The sequence below is a fragment of the Helicobacter cholecystus genome (assembly GCF_003364215.1).
In the GTDB taxonomy this organism is placed as follows: domain Bacteria; phylum Campylobacterota; class Campylobacteria; order Campylobacterales; family Helicobacteraceae; genus Helicobacter_G; species Helicobacter_G cholecystus.
The window spans coordinates 160,752-180,595 of sequence record NZ_NXLU01000002.1 but is presented as its reverse complement, the minus strand read 5'-3'; the positions used below and the strand labels follow the sequence as shown (position 1 = coordinate 180,595).

The window sequence follows — 19,844 nt, the reverse complement described above, 5'->3', positions numbered from 1 at the left end:
ATCTGATTATGTCTTTGCATAGATAGGAGGAATAATGAAAAAAATAAAAATATCACTTGCTCTAATTGCTTCACTCACTTCAGTTCAAGCTCTTGAGTTTGGGACTATGGGAAGTCAAGCATTTGGTATGGGGGGTGTTGGTGTCGCAATGAAACACTCTTCTTGGGGACTTTATTATAACCCTGCCCTAATGGCTGCAGATGATGGGTTTAAGGTTGGACTCTATGCTGGACTTCAAGCAAAGAGCAATCATTTCTATGAGCTTTTTGATATTGTTCAAAGCACTCCTGAAGATCTTATTGAATCTAAACTTAATGGGCTAACAAAAAGCAGTAATCTCCAAATTACAAATCAAGATGGCATAGCACTTCAACTTCCAGATTTTGGATTTGGGGTTTTGGCTGCAGGTGCTTTTTTAAATATGGGCGCACATGCTTCTCTACAATTAGTACCCCCCACTACCAATCTACAAGATGCACAAATTTTAACTGGGGGTTCTGTATTTACACTTCTTGAAGTTCCTGTAGGTTATGCTCTTGAACTTGATACAAATGCTGGGGATATTAGTTTTGGTATTGTTGCAAAATATATGGGTCTCTCAGTAACCAATCTAAACCTTAAAATTGCAGAGGGTTCAAATATAAAAGATACCCTCAAAGATGTTATGAATTTTAAAGTTGCTGATGGAGTTTCAAACTTTGGAATTGATTTAGGAGTAAGTTATGAAATTGCTGATTGCTTCACAATGGGAGTGGTAGGAAAATATCTTAACTCTCCAACATTTAAGACGAGCACTGGAAATTTTACAATTGCTCCGCAAGCTCGTGCTGGTGTGGCTTTGGATCTTGATTGGTTTATGATTGGAATGGATGTTGATATCACTGCAAACAAGGATCTTGGAAATGAAAAGTTCAAAACTCAAATGATTGGATTAGGGACTGCATTTGATTTTAGCTGGATTGCACTTCGTGGAGGTATCGCAACAGACTTACAACATACAGATGATATGATCTTCTCTTTGGGACTGGGACTTACATTCTTTGATATTGGTGTACAATTTGGCAAGAAGACAAGTCCAGTGAATGGAAAGAAAATCCCTGACTATATTGCACTACAGGTTGGTGCTGGTTTCTCCTTCTAATCTCTTTCCTCTTTTTTGGGGAGAGATCTATAAACTTTTTATTCTTCTATTAAAACTTTTAAACTCTTGTTTTTTTATTGTTATTTTTTAATTAGTAATATTAATTTATTGATAATTTTTATTATCTAAAATCATTAAGGAGAAAATATGAGAAAATTAACAAATGACTTTGGAAATATCGTTGCAGATAACCAAAACTCACTCACAGCGGGAGCTAAGGGGCCACTTTTGCTCCAAGACTATATCTTATTAGAGAAACTTGCCCACCAAAATAGAGAGCGTATCCCTGAAAGAACTGTCCATGCAAAAGGAAGTGGTGCTTATGGTGAGCTAAGAGTAACTGCAGATATTTCTCAATATACCAAAGCACAAGTTCTTCAAAAAGGAGAGGTTACACCTTTGTTTTTGAGATTTTCAACAGTAGCAGGAGAACTTGGTGCTGCAGATGCAGAAAGAGATCCTAGAGGATTTGCAATTAAGTTTTATACAAAAGAAGGCAATTGGGATATGGTAGGGAATAATACTCCCGTCTTTTTTGTAAGAGATGCATACAAATTTCCAGATTTTATTCATAGTCAAAAAAGGGATCCTAGAAATAATCTTAGAAGTAATAATGCAGCATGGGATTTTTGGACACTCTCTCCAGAATCACTTCATCAAGTGACTATTCTTATGAGTGATCGTGGGATTCCAAAAACCTATCGCCATATGAATGGATATGGAAGCCATACTTATAGTCTCATCAATAAAGATAATCAACGATTTTGGGTGAAATTTCATTTTAAAACCCAACAAGGCATTCAAACCCTTAGCAATCAAGAAGCAGGAGAACTTATTGCAAAAGATCGTGAAAGCCATCAAAGAGATTTGTATGAAAGCATTCAAAAAGGGGATTTTCCAAAATGGACTTTTTATATCCAAGTTCTAGGAGAAGAAGAGGTTGGTCAACTTGGTTTTAATCCATTTGATGTAACAAAAGTTTGGTCTCACAAAGTTGCACCTCTAATTGAAGTTGGGGAACTCATTCTTAATCAAAATGTCCAAAACTATTTTAATGAAGTTGAACAAGCTGCTTTTTGTCCTGCTAACATTGTCCCTGGAATTAGCTTTAGTCCTGATAAAATGCTTCAGGCAAGAATCTTTAGCTATGCGGATGCACAAAGGTATCGTGTAGGAACGAATTATCACCTCTTACCTGTTAATCGGGCAAGAAATGAGGTGAATACTTATAATGTTGCAGGAAGTATGAATTTTGATACATACAACAATGGTTGTGCATATTATGAGCCTAATAGTTATGCGGATGCACCCAAGGAGCATAAAGAATATTTAGAACCTGATCTTATCTTAGAAGGTCATGCACAACGCTATGCACCACTTGATGAAGACTATTTTTCTCAACCAAGAGCACTCTTTACTCTTATGAGCAAGGAACAAAAACAACAACTCTTTAATAATATTGCGGATTCTCTAGATGGCGTAGAAGAGAGAATTATCCAAAAAGCATTAGATCTTTTTGAACAAATCTCTGCAGAGTATGCACAGGGTGTAAAAACAGCTTTAAGGAGATTTTAGTGCAACTTACTTTAGAAGAAGAGCAAAGGTTTGAAGAATTATGCTTAATGGCTTTTGATTTTGCAAGAAAAGATGATTATAGTAATCTTGGCATAATGCTTGATGCAGGGTTAAATATTAATCTTAAAACCCATAAAGGAGATTCGCTCTTAATGCTTGCAAGTTACAATAATGCTCTAAAAACTACAAAAATGCTTTTAGAAAGAGGAGCAAATGTTAATGAAGTCAATGCAAGAGGACAAACACCTCTTGCTGGTGTATGCTTTAAAGGCTATGAAGATATAGCAAAACTCCTTATAAGTTATGGTGCCAATCTTCACCAAAGTAGTGGCTTTGGAATGACACCCTATCGCTTTGCTCTTTTGTTTGGACATTTTGCTTTGGCAAAAAGACTTCTACATCTGAGCAAAAACTCTAAATCTTAATCTTCCTGCTCCATTCCTTTAGCATTGTCTCTCTTTGTTTCCACTCAGGGAGACACTTGTTCATCATCGCATAAAAGTCTTTATTATGGTAATAAAAAAAGAAATGAATAAGCTCATGCACGGCAACATATTCAATAAGTGCTCTTGGCATCTTAACTAATACAAAATTAAGATTGATATAACCTTTTTTAGGATTACAAGATCCCCAGCGTGAAGACATTTTTTTAATAGAAAGACAAGAGATTTGCACTCCCAATCTTTCTGCCCAATAAGATAAAATCTCAGCATATATCCTCTGGGCTTCTTTTTTTTGCCATTTTTCAAGTATTGGCTTTATTGCACTTTCTTCTTTTGCACTCACTTGAATTTTTCCCTCATATAAACTCACATGAATTCTAGGTGCAAAGATATAATCAATAGAGTATATATTTCCTAGATGGTATATCCATCCCCCATTGCAATACTGCTCTTTCTGTACACAGGAAAAATCAATAAGCTTGGATTCTATCCATTCTTTTCTTTTATCTACTGCCCTTACAATCTCTTCAATCCCCACACCATAAGGAAAAGTAATATGAATATGATTATTAGCTTTAACTCTTAAAATAATACTTTTAATCTTTTTTTGCTGAAGTGTGAAATGCACATGAGTTAAAGCACCTAAGCCCTTAATTTCTTTAATCACACTCTCTTATTCCATTTCAAGATGAAGCAAAGTCATCTCTTCACCCTCTAAAATCTTAACTTCAACACTCCCACATTGTAAGCATTGCACATGATGTTTTTGAGTTTGGGTGATACGGTTGCAATCTTGGCACTTTAGCACTAGAGGCTGGATCACATACTCAATCTTAGCATCCCCTAAGACACTTCCAACTTTAAAAGTCTCCAATGCTCTTTGAAATAATCCCAACTCAATTCCACTTAAAATCCCTACCTTGACTTTAGCCTCCAAAACTCTTTGGCATTGATTTTCCTTTACATAATCTTCACAAAGTTCAATAAAAGATTGAACGACTGAATATTCATGCATCAGCAAATCCTTGGCAAAATTTCACCACTTGGCATATCAAGGAATCTTTTTGTCCCATAACTTGAGTGCAACACAACTTTTCCTTCATATTCCTTGCTCACTTTTCCAATAATTTTTGCCTCAGTACTTAGAGGGTTGGCATGTAAAAGATTTAAGATCTTTTGAGCTTCACTCTCTGGAGTCGCCATTACAAAAGTCCCTTCATTGGCTAATGCATAAGCCTCTAAACCTAGAAATTCACAAATCCCTTGAACTTCACTTGAAATAGGCACCCACTCTTCTACAATCTCAATGCAAACCTTTGAAGCTTTTGCCCACTCATTTAAAACTGCTGAAATCCCTCCACGCGTTGCATCTCTTAAGGCATTGATTTTTACATCACTTGCAAATACACTCTCAAGTACTTGCCATAAAGATGCACAATCTGAATTAAGATTGGAAACAAGTTCAATCCCCTCTCTTTGAGCAAAAATACTTGCTCCATGCTTTCCAATACTGTTTGAGACAATAATCACATCACCACTCTTCAAGTTTGAAGCCAAAATCCCTTCATAAATCACCTCTCCAATCCCAGCAGTATTGATATACACTCCATCAGCTTGCCCCCTAGCAACAACCTTTGTATCTCCTGTAATAATTCTTACACCATTTTGTTCACACTCTTTAGCCATAGAGTGGGCAATGCTTTCAAGCTTACTCACTTCAAACCCTTCTTCAATAATAAAAGAAGCACTCAAATATTTTGGTCTTGCCCCCATCATCACCAAATCATTGCAAGTCCCGCAAATACTTAGTTTTCCAATATCCCCTCCTTTAAAAAATAAAGGAGAGATAGTAAAAGAATCCGTGCTAAAGGCTAATTTTCCTTGTGCTTGAAAAATAGAGGCATCATTGCTTTGCTCTAAAATCTCATTTTTAAAATGTTTATAGAAAACTCCCTCAATCAAAGCATTATTCTCACTTGCACCATTTCCACAAGCAAGACTAATTTTTTCTAGCTTCATACCACTCTCCTAAAGTAAATTTCCATATCTAAAATATGCATTACAAACTCCTTCACTACTGACCATACAACTTCCAATAGGAGAAGTAGGTGTGCAAACTTTAGCAAAGAGTTTACACTCTATAGGTTTTGCACTTCCACAAATAATTTTTGGACAAATACAACCCTTAGGCTCTGCGACTTTATCTTTAGGTAAAATATCTGCATAGATCACTTCTGCATCATAAATTTGAAATTCCTCTTTAAGCTTAAGAGCAGAATAGGGAATCTCTCCAATTCCTCTCCACTCAAAACTCTCTCTTTTTTCAAAATAATGCTCAATTTTCTCTTGGGCTAATGTGTTGCCCTCAAAAGTTACAGAGCGTGTATATTGATTTTGAAGTTTTACTTCTGAATTTTTCACTTGATTAAGAATCATACTTAGTCCCTCTAAAATATCCACTGGTTCAAATCCTGCAACTACAGTTGGGCGTTTAAAATCTTTGGGAAATTCCTCATAAATCTTACTTCCTGTAATCACAGAAACATGTGAGGGGGCGATAAATGCATCAATGTTTACTTCAGGAATATTTAATACGGCTTTCATAGGAGGCGGAACTAAAACATGATTGATATGAAATAAAATATTTTTAACCCCCTCATTCTCCATACGCTCTAAAAGTGCCGCACTCATTGGAGTTGTTGTCTCAAAACCAATGGCAAAATAAATAATTGTTTGATTTGGATTTTCTTTTGCAATTTTAATTAAATCTAAAGGGCTATATACAAATCTTACATCTGCTCCATTTGCTCTAGCCTCAGAGAGAGAACCCTCAGAGCTTGGCACCCTAATCATATCTCCTAGAGTTGCCAAAATGACGTTTTCCTGCTTAGCCAAAGCTATAGCATGATTGATACGAGATTTACTCATAATGCATACTGGACATCCTGGCCCATGAATAAAATCAAAAATATCGCCCACAAGCTGATTGATACCATATTTCATAATGCTATGAGTATGCCCTCCACATACCTCCATCACGCGAATTCTTTTCTCTAAACCCCTTGCTTGCTCTTTAATATTCTCACAAAGAGCTAAAATACTTTTAGGATCTCTAAAACCATGATACAAATCCTTTAAACTAAGCATCTTCTTCCTTTTGCATAGAATCTACAATTTTCTCATAAAGCTCCAAAGATTGTAAAGCATATTCTTTGGAGATTTTATTGATTGCATAGCCAATATGAATAAGCACATAATCCCCAATTTCAACTTCTTCTTGTAAAATATCCAAACTCACCTCTCTTTGAGTTCCCATTGTATCGACGATACAGGTCTTTTCTTCTTGATTAATAGATACAACTTGTGATGGAATAGAAAGACACATTATTTTCTCCTTTTAGAATTAATCCAAGCAATAAGCTCATCCAAACCCTCACCGCTCTTGCTTGAAAATTTAATCATCTCAACTTTTGGATTAAGTTTTCTTGCCCTAGTAAGCACCAAATCAGGTTCAAAATCAAAATGCTCAATCAAGTCACATTTACTCACAAGCACTAAATCTGCTTCTTTAAACATTACAGGATATTTCTCCACTTTATCATCCCCCTCTGTAACAGAGAGCAAAACAATATTGTAGTGTGTACCCACATCATAGCTTGCAGGGCAAACAAGATTTCCAATATTCTCTACAAAACATACATCAATGCCCTCAAATTGCATCTTTGAAAGTGCCTCAGAAATCATAAAAGCATCTAAATGGCATGCACTCCCAGTTTGAATCTGCACCGCCTCAATTCCTTTTTCTCTAAGCTTATTTGCATCATTTTCAGTTTCTAAATCTCCCTCAATCACATTAAAACTAAATGGTTTTTTAAGGGAAAGCTGCTCTAAGAGTGTTGTTTTTCCACTTCCAGGAGAACTCATGAGATTTAATCCCAAAATACCTTGATCATTAAAAAAATTACGAATCTTCATTGCCTCTTGATCATTCTTACTTAAAACCTTTTGCACCAAATCAAGTGATTTTTTAAGTTGTGGATTATCTTGCATTTTCACTCCTTTAAAAGATAATACATTTGTCCCAAAGCAAGACCATTGTCATTGGGAGGAATCTTATTTCCAATATAACAAGATTTCCCACTTTTTCTTAATTTTTCTAAAATTTTTTCACTCAAAATATTATTACAAAATACTCCCCCACAAAGCACGATTTTACAATCTCTCTCTTGAGCAATCAAGAGCACAAGGTTAATCAGAGTGTTAATGAATTTTGATGCAATCCTCTCTTTACTCTCTTTAAGATAATCTTGAAACATTTCTACAAAATCCAACTCTATCTCGCCATTATTAAGCTTAAAGTTATAACTGATATGAGCATACTTTTCACAATAGAGGTTTTGAAGCAACACCCCACTCTCCCCCTCATAACTTTGTGTTTCTAGTCCACATATAAAGGCTACAAAATCAAATAGCCTACCCACACTTGAGGTTTGTGGAGAATTGAGTGATTTTTGATGCATCTGATAAAGGGTCTTAATCTCATGCTCATTTTTAGAAGTTTTCAATTCTTGAACCTCTTGAAATGATAAATAATCAAAAGCTAAAGAATAAAAAATACGTCCAATATCTCTAAATGCCACCTCTCCACCAAGAAGCTTAAAATATTTAAAATGAGCCAATCTTTTAAAACCATCAAGTGATCCTAAAAGTACCTCTCCACCCCAAATTTTTCCATCTTCCCCATATCCCGTTCCATCAAAGCAAAAACTTAACACTTCTGAATTGATTTGATGCTCAAAACATACACTTAGAGTATGAGCATAATGATGCTGAATTTGCACAAGATTTGAGTTCATCTTTTCTGCAAGCTCTTTGGCAATCATTGTGCTTTGATATTGAGGGTGCAAATCACACACAATGCTTTCAAATCTTAAAATCCCATACAGGGCCTGAAGCTTTGCAATACTACTTTTAAATCTCTCAATACTTTCAACATTGTCCAAATCCCCAATATAAGGAGAGAGAACAAGTATATCCTCAAAAGCAATAGCAAAACTTGCCTTTTGATTCCCTCCTACAGCAAGGAGAGGGGATGCTATTTTTTTAGAGAGTCTAAAGCTTACTGGTGCATATCCTCGAGCATTTCTTAGCACTACTTCATCTTGAGTGCTAAGTATTTGAATAATGGAGTCTTCAACAGGATTAAGAATCTCTCTTTGATGAGAGAGGAAAATAGATGTCAGGCTAAAGAGTTTTTTCAACTCTTCTCTTTTGTAAATAATGGGTTCACCTTTAGGATTGGCAGAAGTTACTACAAGAGGAAAGTCTAAGAAAGAGAATAAAAGTTCATAAATAGGGGTATATGAGAGCATAATTGCATAAGTATTTAAAGAGGGTGCAATACCTTCTAGATATTGTTTTGCCTTGAGTAAAACAATAGGAGCTTTAGGGGATAAGAGTGCTTGTTGTTCATTTTTTGAAACATAAGCAATAGCTTTAACTTGCTCAATGTCTTTACACATCAATGCCAAAGGTTTTCTTGGGCGATCTTTAAGCAATCTAAGCTTAGCAATACTCTTAATATTAGTTGCATCACAAACCAGATGAAATCCACCCAATCCTTGTATTAAAACAATTTCACCTTGTTTAATTTTTTGGGCAAGTTTAAAAAAGGTTTTCTTATAATCCATCACAACTTCATTATTGTAAAAAAATTTAGGACCACATTGGGGACAGGAAATAGGCTGAGCATGAAAAAAACGACTTTGAGGCCTAGTATACTCCTCCCTGCACTTCTTGCACATCATAAACTCAGACATTGAAGTTCGCTCTCTATCATAAGGTAAGGCCTTAATGACGCTATATCTTGGCCCACAATTTGTACAATTAATTAAGGGATAAAAAAAACGAGAGTTTTCTTGAGCAAAAAGATCATTTTTGCAATCTTGACAAATTCCAAGCTCAGGAATAAGCAAGGTTGAATAATTTTCTGCCTGTTCACTCTTTAAGATTTCAAATCCCTCACATATGGGATAATCAAACTCAAAAACTTCTATCTTTTGAATTTCAGAGATTTTAGGAGCTTTTTGTGGAAAAGAAGACAGAAACTCTCCACTTCTCTCTCCCTGCAAAAGCACCTCTACCCCTAATGCATTATTTTTCACATACCCACAAAGCCCTAAAGAAGCAGCAAGATTAGCAATAAATGGGCGAAACCCTACACCTTGAATCTTGCCTTGAATCTGAAGCTTAAGACTTTTCATCTCTTAAACAAAAGAGGAAATTTCTTATTACGATAAATCATACTTTGGCGATTATTGAAATAGAAAAAATCTCCAATCATTTTATTAGCAAATAAGTCCCCACTCAAAGAGATTCCTTCAATATCTACTGAACCTCTGAGTGCAATATAAAGTTTAGAGGGAAGATGAGAGAAGCTTTCAATATAACCTAGCGCAATAATTTCATCTGCAACTCCTACGATTTTAAAACTCATTCCACTTCTCATGCAACGTGCAAGATTAAAGTGTTGCAAGATTAGGGAATCTTGTTTAAATACATAATCAATTGCAACCCCTCTCTTATCAAGATTATTTTGTGCAATTTCAAGAGGATTTTTCTTTAATCCCAAGATCACTCGCACAATCTCCCATATCCCATACACCCCTTGAGGAAAAGAGCTAAAATCAAGATTTTCACAAAGTAAATGGGGAAATTTTTGTAAAAAGTTTGCAATCAATCTTTCTCCACCCTCATCCAATGCTTTAATTTCTTCAATCAAGGTAAATAAATCCTTAGGAAGAGTGAAGCTCATCACCTCATTAAACCATTGGGTTTGAGAATTATAAAGACAAATTTTATCCCCTCCCTTTTTACAAAAATAAAAATTGAGGATATTTTTCTGCTCCAAGTGATTTTCAGCAAGAATTGTAGATAAAAAAGCTTTATCATCACTTTGCATTAAACAAAATTTTTCTTTGAGTTCTTCATCAATACAAGATGTTTGCAAAAGTGCAAAATGTTCATTTTCATACACAACAATCTCATCATTATAAGAAATGACTTCTGTCAGATCATAGCTTTTTTGTGCTTGACTTCCACCATAGATAAAGTTTACACCATAATCCCTAAGAATTATAAAAAGATCATACAAGACCTTATCTTGAGCCAAAGAGATACAAATAAATTCCTCATCTATACTTTTTTCATAAGGTTTGATTCTAAGAATGGGTCTCTCATAACTCGCTAAAGCATTAAGTTCTTTGCTTGTAGGAGTACAAACTTCTAAGATCTTTTCAAGATCAAGGCAATATATTCTTAAACTGGACTTTTGGCTTAAGATATGCTCTCCACTTGGAGTTTTTAATTTCAAATCTTTTCCCTCTAACAATTCTTTTGCAATGCACTTAAGCGTTTCCTCAGGGATAACAATTCTCTTTTGCCCACAGACTTCACAAACTTCTTGAAGAGTTTTTAGGCATTGGGGGCAAAAATGTGCAGAGTTTTTAGGTTGAGTAAAATGAGCACTTTGAGGAAGTGGAAGAGAAGGGAAACTATTGGAGTTAATCTCATCAACATAAAGACTTTGAGGAATTTTTTCTGAGAGTTCTTGAACAATTTCTTCTAATTTCTCACTTTCATTGCATTCAATCCAAAGCCTTAAATCATTGCAATCTTTATGAAAAATACTATAACTTAAATCATCATAATTAGAAAGGATATTTTGTAAGAAAAATCCAAGAGTATTTCCAAAACTACGATGCTCAAAACTTAATTCAAAGATCATTGTGCTTTATCTCTCGCTTAAAAGAAATTCTTGCAATCTCTTGAATATCTACCCCCTCTTTCTCTTTAATCTGACATTTTGCATCAAGTTCTAAAATATATTTTTTCAAGACTTTCTCCATCGTCTCCACTGATTGAAGTATTTGGGAGGAAAGTTCAAAAGTAGAATCTGATTCAATTCTTGTGGGAATCACACCTATAATCTTAATTGAAGGTATATCACCATGTGTTCTCATCATTTCTAATGTTTGCAATGTTTCAACTTCATGAGCACTTCCTTGCCAGCTTATTTGCTTTGGCATTGCTTCAAAATCAAAGAAAAATACATCACCGAATTTGCCATCTTCACTCTCAATACAATCAATTAAAATGACCTTGTCATATTTGACAATAATAGGAATAAGAAGGTGGGCTAAAGTCCCACCATCAATAATAGTAATAGAATTCCCCTCTGATGGGAAAAAATCATATTTTTCATCAATATAATGAGCAAAATGTGCTCCAATTCCTTCATCACCAAAGAGAATATTTCCAATTCCTAAAATTAAAATCTTCAAGAATGTGCCTTTTCATAACTGGTTTTAAACAGGTACTTCATAGATGCCATATAGATATGTACAGGCAAGAAAAGAAGAAATACCCAAGTGAGCAAATGGTGAATCCATCTTACATTTGCAATTCCACCCATTAAAGTTTCTAAAGGCTTAAAGAATGGATAAATTACACCCATCATTCCATCATGATAACAATTCATAAACAATACAAATCCTGTAATGATAATCCCATAGAGTGCAATATACACACCAAGATAAACAACAAATTGCAATGGATTATAAAGTCCATAATCCTTAACTTTTCCACCTAAAGTAAGGTAGAAAATAATCCTTGAAGCCCATTGCTTTGCACTTAAAACATTATTAAAAGATTTTCTCTCAATCTCGCTTCCCTTGCTAAAGAAAAACAAATAGGTCTTAAAGAGTGTTGCACCCAAGAGAATCATTCCAAGTAGGACATGCCAAAATCTAATCTTAGCTTGCAAGAAATTGACAGGTGCGCTCAAGTCTGCATCAGACATAATAAATGGTTGAGCAATATAAAAACCACTTACCACCAAAACAATCATACAAATAAATCTAATCCAATGTGTTACCCAAAAAGATAGAGGTAAATCGTGATGATCTTTCATAATATTCTCCTTTTAGAGGAACTATACAAGATATTTTGGATCGATTTTATACTCGCCCAATTTATTGCCCTTGGTATCCATAATGTGCACAGCACAAGCAATACAAGGATCGTAGCTATGAATATTTCTAATAATTTCTAAAGGTTTTGTCATATCTTGGAGTTTCATACCGATCAGATTTGCTTCATAAGGACCCTTTTGTCCTTTTGCATCTACTGGTCCTGCATTCCAGGTTGAAGGAACTACAGCTTGATAATTCTCAACTACACCCTCTTTAATCCTAATCCAATGACTAAGCATTCCTCTTGGAACCTCTCCAATATAGCGCCCTTTATACTCTTTATTCGGATCAATAGAAATAGGGGTACAAGTGCTTTCATCTTTTTTAAGGTTTTCAACCAAGGAATTAAAAGTTTCTAACCCATACTCTACAATCAATTTTGTTTGAAGCATTCTTCCAGCTGTTCTTCCAAGAGTTGTAAAAAGTGCAGATACTGGGAGTGAAGATTGGCTTAAAAACTCATCAACAACTTTTTTAATTCTCTTATTTCCTTGTGCATATCCCACAAGCATAGAGGCTAATGGTCCAACTTCAAAGGGTTTTGCATCATATCTTGGAGATTTAATCCAGCTATATTTTCCCTGCTCATTAATACTTGGAGTTTGAACACTTTTGCCCTCACCATCAATTGTTTGCTTCTCTATAAATCCTGTATAGTTTGGTTCTGTTTGACCCTCATAGGGATGAAGCGGCTTATCTTCCTTATACCAAGAATGTGTGCACTCTTCCATAATTAAACTTTCATCAATTTCAAATGCTTTTGAGAGATCTTTATTGAGAATATAACCAGAATTAAAAAGGTTTTCTGTTGCATTTAATGCAATACCATCACCAGAGATAAAATTAGGAACCATAACAGTTTGCGTTACACTTGCCTCATTGCCAAACATTTTAGCTGCCATTAAAACATCTGGATAGTACGCTCGCTCAACAAACTCTTTAACACCCTCAAAACGAGTTTTCCATTCAGCAAGACGACTTGGATCAAGTAAATCCCTTACACAGGTCACACCACCAACTACAAAACTTTGTGGATGAGGTTGCTTACCTCCAAGGATAGCCATAAGTTTTGCACAATCCCTTTGAACTTCAATACATTTAAGATAGTGAGAGAGTGCAATAAGATTTTGCTCAGGAGTAAGTTTATAAGTTTTATTTCCCCAATATCCATTTGCAAAAATTCCAAGTTGGCCCCCATCAACCATCTTTTGCACTTTCTCTTGAGCTGATCTTAAATCAGCTTCCCCTGCTGCATAGGGATTTTGAGTATATTTATAAGCTTCTTGTTCTGCTTTTTTAGGATTGGCCTTAAGAGCTGAGAGAACATCTACCCAATCAAGTCCATGCAATAAATAAAAATGCACAATATGATCATGTAAAAAAAGTGCTTGAGCAATCATAGATCTTACATAACGTGCATTTAGAGGAATACTCACACCTAATGCATCCTCAACTGCCTCAATCCCAGCACGATAATGTGAAGAAGTACAAACACCACAAATTCTTTGCACAATCAATCCCACATCTCTAGGATCTCTTCCTTTTACAATCACCTCAAGTCCCCTCCAAAGTGTAGAAGAAGAAAAAGCATTTTTAATGACATTATTCTCATCTACTTCAACCTCAACCCTTAAATGTCCTTCAATTCTTGTAATTGGATCAATCACCACTCTTTTATTTGCCATTTTTATTCTCCTTTAGTATTTGCATCTTTAATTTTCATAATTGTTGCATGTGCTGCAATTGCAATTGCTGTTGCACTCAAAACCCCTATACCAATCTTATCTGCTGTTGCATCAGCACCATTTCCCCCAAACACACTTTGGAATTTTCGATCAGCAAGAGGTTTTTCATAAGGCGCCATTGTATCCCAGAAATTAGGCTCACTACAACCAATGCATCCATGTCCTGCTTGAATTGGCCAAGATGTGCCACTATTAAATTTACTCACAGAACAGTTATTAAAAGTATAGGGTCCTTTGCATCCTACCTTGTAAAGACAGTATCCTTTTTTTGCTCCCTCATCACCAAAGTTTTCTACAAACTCACCTGCATCAAACCTTCCTCTTCTCTCACAAAGGTCATGAATTCTTTGACCATATGCCCAAGTTGGACGATTAAATGCATCAAGCACAGGAAGTTGTCCAAACAAAATAAAATACATTAAAGTTCCAACAATATTTCTTTCACTTGGAGGACAACCCGGTACATTAATCACTGGTTTAGAACTTATTACACTTAAGGATTTGGTGTTTGTTGGATTTGGGTAAGCAGCTTGAACTCCTCCAAAACTTGAACATGTTCCAATTGCAAACACAGCGGCACTTTTTTCAATTGCTTCTTTTGCAAGCTCTTTTCCTGTTTTTGCTTCAGGCCCAATAGTTAAAAACCTCCCATCATTTCCAAGAGGAATCCCCCCCTCAACCATTAAAATATACTTTCCTGCATATTTCTTCATTGCCTGATGCAATGAAAGCTCTGCTTGCCAACCCGAAGGTGCCATCAGTGTTTCATGGTACTCAAGAGAAATGTAATTAAAAATCAAAGCATCAATTGTTGGAAACTCTGATCTTGTTAAACTCTCACTACAGCCTGTGCATTCAGCCATATTTAGCCATATTACTGGCAATCTATCACTGAGTTCAGCAGCTTTTGCAACAAGTGGAGTATAAGCTGAGGAAAGTGCTAACATTGCTGTCATACTCCCAGCCCATTTCATAAAATCTCTTCTTGTCACCCCTTTTTCTTCAAGCATTGAAGCAATTGAAGAATTCTCATTCATTACAGGAAGTTTTTCAAGTTCTTCTAAGCGCCTCTGTAATTTTTTCATCTCTTTGTTTCCCATTAATTTCCTCCATTAATAAAGTATTAGCCAAAAGCCTATCTCTAAATTTTAATAGAAAAAATAGTCAATTATCATTTTAAGGGTCTATTTGATATCTTTTTTTATAAAAATGTGTAAAATAGTAACTATTTTATTGACAAAATTTTTTGACGTAAGGTTAAGATTAATTTTGGGGAAACAGAAAGTTCATCAACTCCAAGGTCTATAAGTTTTTGAGTTATATTTACATCTCCTGCCAACTCTCCACACACTCCTACCCAACAGTTATGTCGATGTCCAGCTTCTATAACCATTTCAAATAGCTTAAATAATGCTGGATGATAGGGGTCTGCAAAACGCTCTAATTTTAGATTTTGCCTATCAAGAGCTAAGGTGTATTGGGTTAAGTCATTTGTTCCTATACTAAAAAAATCCACCTCTTTTGCTAAGTCTTCAGCAATAAGAGCGGAAGCTGGGGTTTCTATCATCACTCCAAGTTCTAGATTTTGGTCATAATCTACTCCCTCACTCTGAAGTTCAGCGTAAACTTCAGATAAAATTGCCTTAATTTCAGAAATTTCCCAAAGAGAGGTAATCATAGGAAACATAACAGCAAGTTTTCCATATACACTTGCTTTATACAATGCCCTAAGCTGGGTTTTAAAAATCTCTTTTCGATCAAGACAGATTCTAATTGCACGATATCCAAGAGCAGGATTTTCTTCAAAATCTAAATCAAAATAATCAATTTTTTTGTCTGCTCCAATATCCATTGTTCTAATGACAACTCTTTTTCCTCCCATAAGCTCTAAGACAGCTTTATAAGCTTCAAATTGTTCTTGTTCGGTAGGATAAGTATTGTTTTGTAAATACAAAAATTCACTTCTAAACAATCCAATGCCTTCTGCATCATTTTCTAACGCGCTTTTTGCATCAGCAATATTCCCAATATTGGCATAAAGCATAATCTTCTTGCCTGAAAGAGTTAGCGTTTCTTTGCCCTTAAAATTTTGTAATTGCTCTTGTTTTTGCTCTTGAATTTTTTTAAGAGCTTGAAATTCTTGGAGCAACTCTTGACTTGGATTAACATAAAGCTTTCCATTTTCTGCATCTAAAATTCCCATTTCTCCATCAATATTTTCATCATAATCCATCTGAATACATGCGGGAATACCCATTGTTTTAGCCAAAATTGCTGTATGAGAATTATGGGATCCATATTGAGTTGCAAGCGCAAGAAAGCAAGAGCGATCCATTTGAAGTGTTTGACTGGGTGAGAGATCGCAAGCTAAGATAATGCTTGGCTCTTTAATTTCTTTCTCTAATACCCCCTGCAAAACCTTAAGCACACGATTGCTCACATCTACAATATCTGCACTTCTTGCTTTCATATACTCATCATCCATTTGTCCAAAGAGTGTTGAAAAATATTCTTTTGCTTCACTTATAGCTTGGTATGCTCCAAGTCCTTGAACAATTTTTTCTTCTATATATTCAATATAATCTAAGTCTTCAAGCATCATGGAATGCACATCAAAAATCATCGCCTCTTCTTCGCCAACTTCTTTGAGTGCTTTATGATAAAGCTTTTTAATTTCCTCTATAGCCTGAACTCTTGCATTTTTAAATCTTTCAAGTTCTTGTGCGTTTGAAAGGATATGATAAGTACTCTCTTCATTAAGATGCTCTTTTAATACCGCAATCTTTCCAATTGCAATCCCACTTACTACACATTTACCTTGATAGATTTTCATTCTCTCTCCTACAAATTTTCTTTTAAAAACTCAAGCAAGGTTTCATAAGCATATTGTTCATCTTCACCTTCAATACTAAAGTCCAGCTCTTCTCCACTCTTTGCACCTAAGCTCATCACAGCCAAGATTCGCTTTGCATCGATTTGCTTACCTTTATGACTGATTGTAATTTTTGAGTTAAATTCTCCTACTTTTTTTACAAGTACACCTGCAGGACGAGCATGAATCCCTTGAATATCTTTAATAATATGTTTAATTGTTTTCATTTATTTAATCTCCTTTTTCCAAATTCCCAAAATGATTGCCCCAATCATACTTCCTATTGCTAAAGCAAAGCAGTAGCCAAGCACATTATCCACGACTGGAAAGACAAAAATCCCACCATGAGGGGCCATAAGAGAGCAACTAAAATACATTGATAGCCCTCCTGAAATTCCTGAACCTATCATACAAGACCCAAGGACTCTGAGTGGATCACTAGCAGCATAAGGAATGGCCCCCTCTGTAATAAAGGATAATCCCATAATATAGTTACTTATTCCTCCCTTTTGCTCTGTAGGTGTAAATTTCTTTTTAAAGAGTGTTGTTGCAAGTGCGATTGTAAGGGGTGGGACCATACCTCCAATCATAACTGCCGCCATAATGTCATAATTTCCAGATGCAATTGAAGCTGCACCAAAAACATAGGCTGCTTTATTAATAGGACCTCCCAAGTCTGCTGCCATCATTACTCCCAATAAGATTCCAAGCAAAACCTTCCACTCACCATTCATAGAATTTAATCCTTCATTCATAAAAGTATTGATTGCTCCTATAGGTGGTTCAACAATATAAGTCATAATCAGGGCAATACTCAAAATTCCAAGTAAGGGATAAAATAAAATGGGCTTCATTCCATCAAGACTATGAGGTAAAAAAGAGAGTGCTTTCTTTAAGCCTAACACAATATAACCTGCCAAAAACCCCGCCAAGATTGCACCCAAGAATCCTGAAGTGCCTAATTTTGCAATTGCACCACCGATAAATCCCACAACTAAAGCAGGACGATCAGCAATACTCATTGCAATAAATCCAGCCAAAATTGGAAGCATGAAAGAAAAGACCACTCCTCCAATATCCATAAAAAACTTTGCAAGTGCACTATTGCTTCCAAATGCTTTTTTGACTCCATCACTTGCATTGAGCAAATCCACATAATATCCATCAATTAAAAAAGCTAATGCAATGAAAATACCGCCCCCTACAACAAAAGGAAGCATATAAGAGACCCCATTCATCAAATGCTTATAGAGCAAATATCCTGTAGAAATCTTAGTCTTCTTTTGATCCTGGAAGTCTTGGAAGTCTTGAGATCCCTGATAAATAGAAGCTTGATAAGCCCTATTGATAAGCTCTTGAGGCTCAGAGATTCCTTGAGCTACCTTGACAAACAAAACCCTTTTTCCCTTAAAACGCTCTAAAGGAACTTGTGTATCTGCTGCAATAATAATACAATCTGCATATTCAATATCCTCAGCACTCAGTTCATTTTTTACTCCACTAGAGCCTCGAGTTTCAACCTTAATCTCTACACCCATTTCTTGGGCTTTCTTCTCCAAAGATTGAGCAGCCATATAAGTATGAGCAATTCCCGTTGGACAAGCTGTAACAGCCAAAACTTTGGCATTTTGGGTTTGTTTTCTTTGATTTTTTTGTACTCCTTGTGCTTCATCAATAATGGAACAAAACTCCTGAGCATTTTGAGCTTTGAGAAGTTTTTCTACAAAATCATTTTGCATTAAAAGCTCAGAGAGTTGACTTAAAATCTCTAAATGTGCCTCATTTTTATCTTCAGGAGCAGCAATCATAAAGAGTAATTTAACACTCTGGCTATCTAGAGAGTCAAACTCTACACCTTCAGGAAAAATCATCGCTACAAGCGATGCATTTTTAACACTTGAACTTTTTGCATGAGGAATTGCAATTCCCTCACCTATTCCTGTACTTCCCTCTTCTTCACGTTTAAGCACAGCCTCTTTATAAGCTTGCATATCAAGAAGATTTCCACTTTTATCCATCAGTTTGACAGCTTGAGCAATTACCTCACTCTTGCTATTTGCTTTAGCATTAAGGGAAATGCACTCTAGGGCAAGTAAGTCAGTAATTTTCTTCATTCTTCCTCCTTCATTTGATGAAATAATTCTTCTACTTTTTGCAAACTTCCAAAACCTTCAGAATAAGCACTTGCACTTCCACTAGCTAAGGCATAATAGAATGCCTCTTTGACATCTTGACTTCTAAGATATCCCATACAAAAACCAGCAACCATACTGTCTCCAGCTCCAACAGAGTTAATCAACTCACCCTTTGGCACACTCAAGCTATACACTTCTGCATTTTCTCCAACAAATACTGCTCCATCTCCTCCAAGCGAAACAAGCACATTCCTAGCACCCATTTCTTGAAGCTTTTTACAGTCAATTAAAATTTCATCTAATGAGTATATTTTATGATGGAAAATACCCTCAAGTTCAGCCTTATTAGGCTTAATTAAGAGAGGAGCATAAGGAAGTGCCAAGGTTAAAGCCTCTCCAATGGTATCAAGAATAATGGGCGTATGAGAGCATTGTTTCATAATTTGAGCATAAAAATTTTTGGGCATACCCTGGGCAAGGGATCCTGAAAGTATTAGCATATCATCTTGGCTTACACCCTCAAGCAAATGCAAAAGCATTTCTATCTCATCTTGAGTAGGAATTGCCCCATTTGCATTGATCTCGCTTTCTTCTTCAGAGAGAATCTTAACATTAATTCGACTGTAACCATTTTTTAAAAATACAAAACGTGAATTAATATTAGCCCTCTGAAGTCGCCTTGAAATCTCTTCTCCACTAAAACCAGCCAAAAATCCCAAGGCTTGATTAGACACTCCAAGATTATTGAGCATCATTGAAACATTAATTCCCTTTCCTCCAGCAACTAAAGTTTCACTCTTAGAGCGATTGGTTTCGCCTAGATGAAAAGCATCAAGTTCTAAGTAATAATCAAGAGCAGGATTAAGTGTCAGTGTGTAAACCACATCAATACCTTATTTTA

19 protein-coding genes are annotated in these 19,844 nt (G+C 35.6%); 3 read left to right on the top strand and 16 right to left on the bottom strand.

Annotation, left to right across the window (positions count from 1 at the left end; all coding sequences use genetic code 11):
- Positions 1–34: 34 nt before the first annotated feature.
- From traF to CQA62_RS02655, 3 genes are all read left to right on the top strand, one after another.
- Positions 35–1,141 carry a conjugal transfer protein TraF gene (gene traF, locus CQA62_RS02665; RefSeq protein WP_104724474.1) on the top strand — a complete coding sequence of 369 codons (1,107 nt, stop codon included), beginning with the start codon at positions 35–37 and terminating at the stop codon, positions 1,139–1,141.
- 147 nt (positions 1,142–1,288) lie between these two features.
- Complete coding sequence (locus CQA62_RS02660; protein WP_104724476.1) at positions 1,289–2,716, top strand: catalase; 1,428 nt, start codon at positions 1,289–1,291, stop codon at positions 2,714–2,716.
- Positions 2,717–2,763: 47 nt separating this feature from the next.
- Entirely contained in the window at positions 2,764–3,141 is a 378-nt protein-coding gene (locus CQA62_RS02655) for an ankyrin repeat domain-containing protein (protein WP_104724645.1), read from the top strand.
- Here the strand turns inward: CQA62_RS02655 and CQA62_RS02650 are convergent.
- The 16 genes from CQA62_RS02650 to pfkB all read right to left on the bottom strand — a co-directional run bounded on the left by CQA62_RS02650 (position 3,131) and on the right by pfkB (position 19,827).
- Complete coding sequence (locus CQA62_RS02650) at positions 3,131–3,826, bottom strand: M48 family metallopeptidase (RefSeq protein WP_104724478.1); 696 nt, start codon at positions 3,824–3,826, stop codon at positions 3,131–3,133. The two genes, CQA62_RS02655 and CQA62_RS02650, sit on opposite strands and share 11 nt — an antisense overlap.
- A 6-nt stretch (positions 3,827–3,832) precedes the next feature.
- The gene (locus CQA62_RS02645) at positions 3,833–4,174 is read right to left on the bottom strand and encodes a hydrogenase maturation nickel metallochaperone HypA/HybF (protein WP_104724480.1); all 342 of its coding nucleotides are present in this window, start codon (positions 4,172–4,174) and stop codon (positions 3,833–3,835) included.
- Positions 4,174–5,178 carry a hydrogenase expression/formation protein HypE gene (gene hypE, locus CQA62_RS02640; protein WP_104724482.1) on the bottom strand — a complete coding sequence of 335 codons (1,005 nt, stop codon included), beginning with the start codon at positions 5,176–5,178 and terminating at the stop codon, positions 4,174–4,176. Before hypE ends, CQA62_RS02645 begins: the two co-directional genes overlap by 1 nt.
- Positions 5,179–5,187: 9 nt before the next feature.
- Positions 5,188–6,306: a hydrogenase formation protein HypD gene (gene hypD, locus CQA62_RS02635; protein WP_104724483.1), complete on the bottom strand. Its 1,119-nt coding sequence runs from the start codon at positions 6,304–6,306 to the stop codon at positions 5,188–5,190.
- Positions 6,299–6,544 carry a HypC/HybG/HupF family hydrogenase formation chaperone gene (locus CQA62_RS02630; RefSeq protein ID WP_104724484.1) on the bottom strand — a complete coding sequence of 82 codons (246 nt, stop codon included), beginning with the start codon at positions 6,542–6,544 and terminating at the stop codon, positions 6,299–6,301. Before CQA62_RS02630 ends, hypD begins: the two co-directional genes overlap by 8 nt.
- Positions 6,544–7,209: a hydrogenase nickel incorporation protein HypB gene (gene hypB, locus CQA62_RS02625; protein ID WP_104724485.1), complete on the bottom strand. Its 666-nt coding sequence runs from the start codon at positions 7,207–7,209 to the stop codon at positions 6,544–6,546. Before hypB ends, CQA62_RS02630 begins: the two co-directional genes overlap by 1 nt.
- A 2-nt stretch (positions 7,210–7,211) precedes the next feature.
- Positions 7,212–9,422: a carbamoyltransferase HypF gene (gene hypF / locus CQA62_RS02620; protein WP_104724486.1), complete on the bottom strand. Its 2,211-nt coding sequence runs from the start codon at positions 9,420–9,422 to the stop codon at positions 7,212–7,214.
- A complete protein-coding gene (locus CQA62_RS02615) occupies positions 9,419–10,945 on the bottom strand; it encodes a hypothetical protein (protein ID WP_104724487.1) in 1,527 nt (508 codons plus the stop codon). Before CQA62_RS02615 ends, hypF begins: the two co-directional genes overlap by 4 nt.
- Entirely contained in the window at positions 10,935–11,501 is a 567-nt protein-coding gene (locus tag CQA62_RS02610; protein ID WP_104724488.1) for a HyaD/HybD family hydrogenase maturation endopeptidase, read from the bottom strand. Before CQA62_RS02610 ends, CQA62_RS02615 begins: the two co-directional genes overlap by 11 nt.
- Positions 11,498–12,130: a Ni/Fe-hydrogenase, b-type cytochrome subunit gene (cybH, locus tag CQA62_RS02605; protein WP_104724489.1), complete on the bottom strand. Its 633-nt coding sequence runs from the start codon at positions 12,128–12,130 to the stop codon at positions 11,498–11,500. Before cybH ends, CQA62_RS02610 begins: the two co-directional genes overlap by 4 nt.
- A 21-nt stretch (positions 12,131–12,151) precedes the next feature.
- The gene (locus tag CQA62_RS02600; RefSeq protein ID WP_104724490.1) at positions 12,152–13,876 is read right to left on the bottom strand and encodes a nickel-dependent hydrogenase large subunit; all 1,725 of its coding nucleotides are present in this window, start codon (positions 13,874–13,876) and stop codon (positions 12,152–12,154) included.
- Between the two features lie 2 nt (positions 13,877–13,878).
- Entirely contained in the window at positions 13,879–15,036 is a 1,158-nt protein-coding gene (locus tag CQA62_RS02595) for a hydrogenase small subunit (RefSeq protein ID WP_104724491.1), read from the bottom strand.
- 125 nt (positions 15,037–15,161) lie between these two features.
- Entirely contained in the window at positions 15,162–16,769 is a 1,608-nt protein-coding gene (gene ptsP, locus CQA62_RS02590) for a phosphoenolpyruvate--protein phosphotransferase (RefSeq protein WP_104724492.1), read from the bottom strand.
- Positions 16,770–16,777: 8 nt separating this feature from the next.
- Positions 16,778–17,035: an HPr family phosphocarrier protein gene (locus tag CQA62_RS02585; RefSeq protein WP_104724493.1), complete on the bottom strand. Its 258-nt coding sequence runs from the start codon at positions 17,033–17,035 to the stop codon at positions 16,778–16,780.
- The gene (locus tag CQA62_RS02580) at positions 17,036–18,922 is read right to left on the bottom strand and encodes a PTS fructose transporter subunit IIABC (protein ID WP_104724494.1); all 1,887 of its coding nucleotides are present in this window, start codon (positions 18,920–18,922) and stop codon (positions 17,036–17,038) included.
- A complete protein-coding gene (pfkB, locus tag CQA62_RS02575) occupies positions 18,919–19,827 on the bottom strand; it encodes a 1-phosphofructokinase (RefSeq protein ID WP_104724495.1) in 909 nt (302 codons plus the stop codon). Before pfkB ends, CQA62_RS02580 begins: the two co-directional genes overlap by 4 nt.
- Between the last annotated feature and the right edge of the window lie 17 nt (positions 19,828–19,844).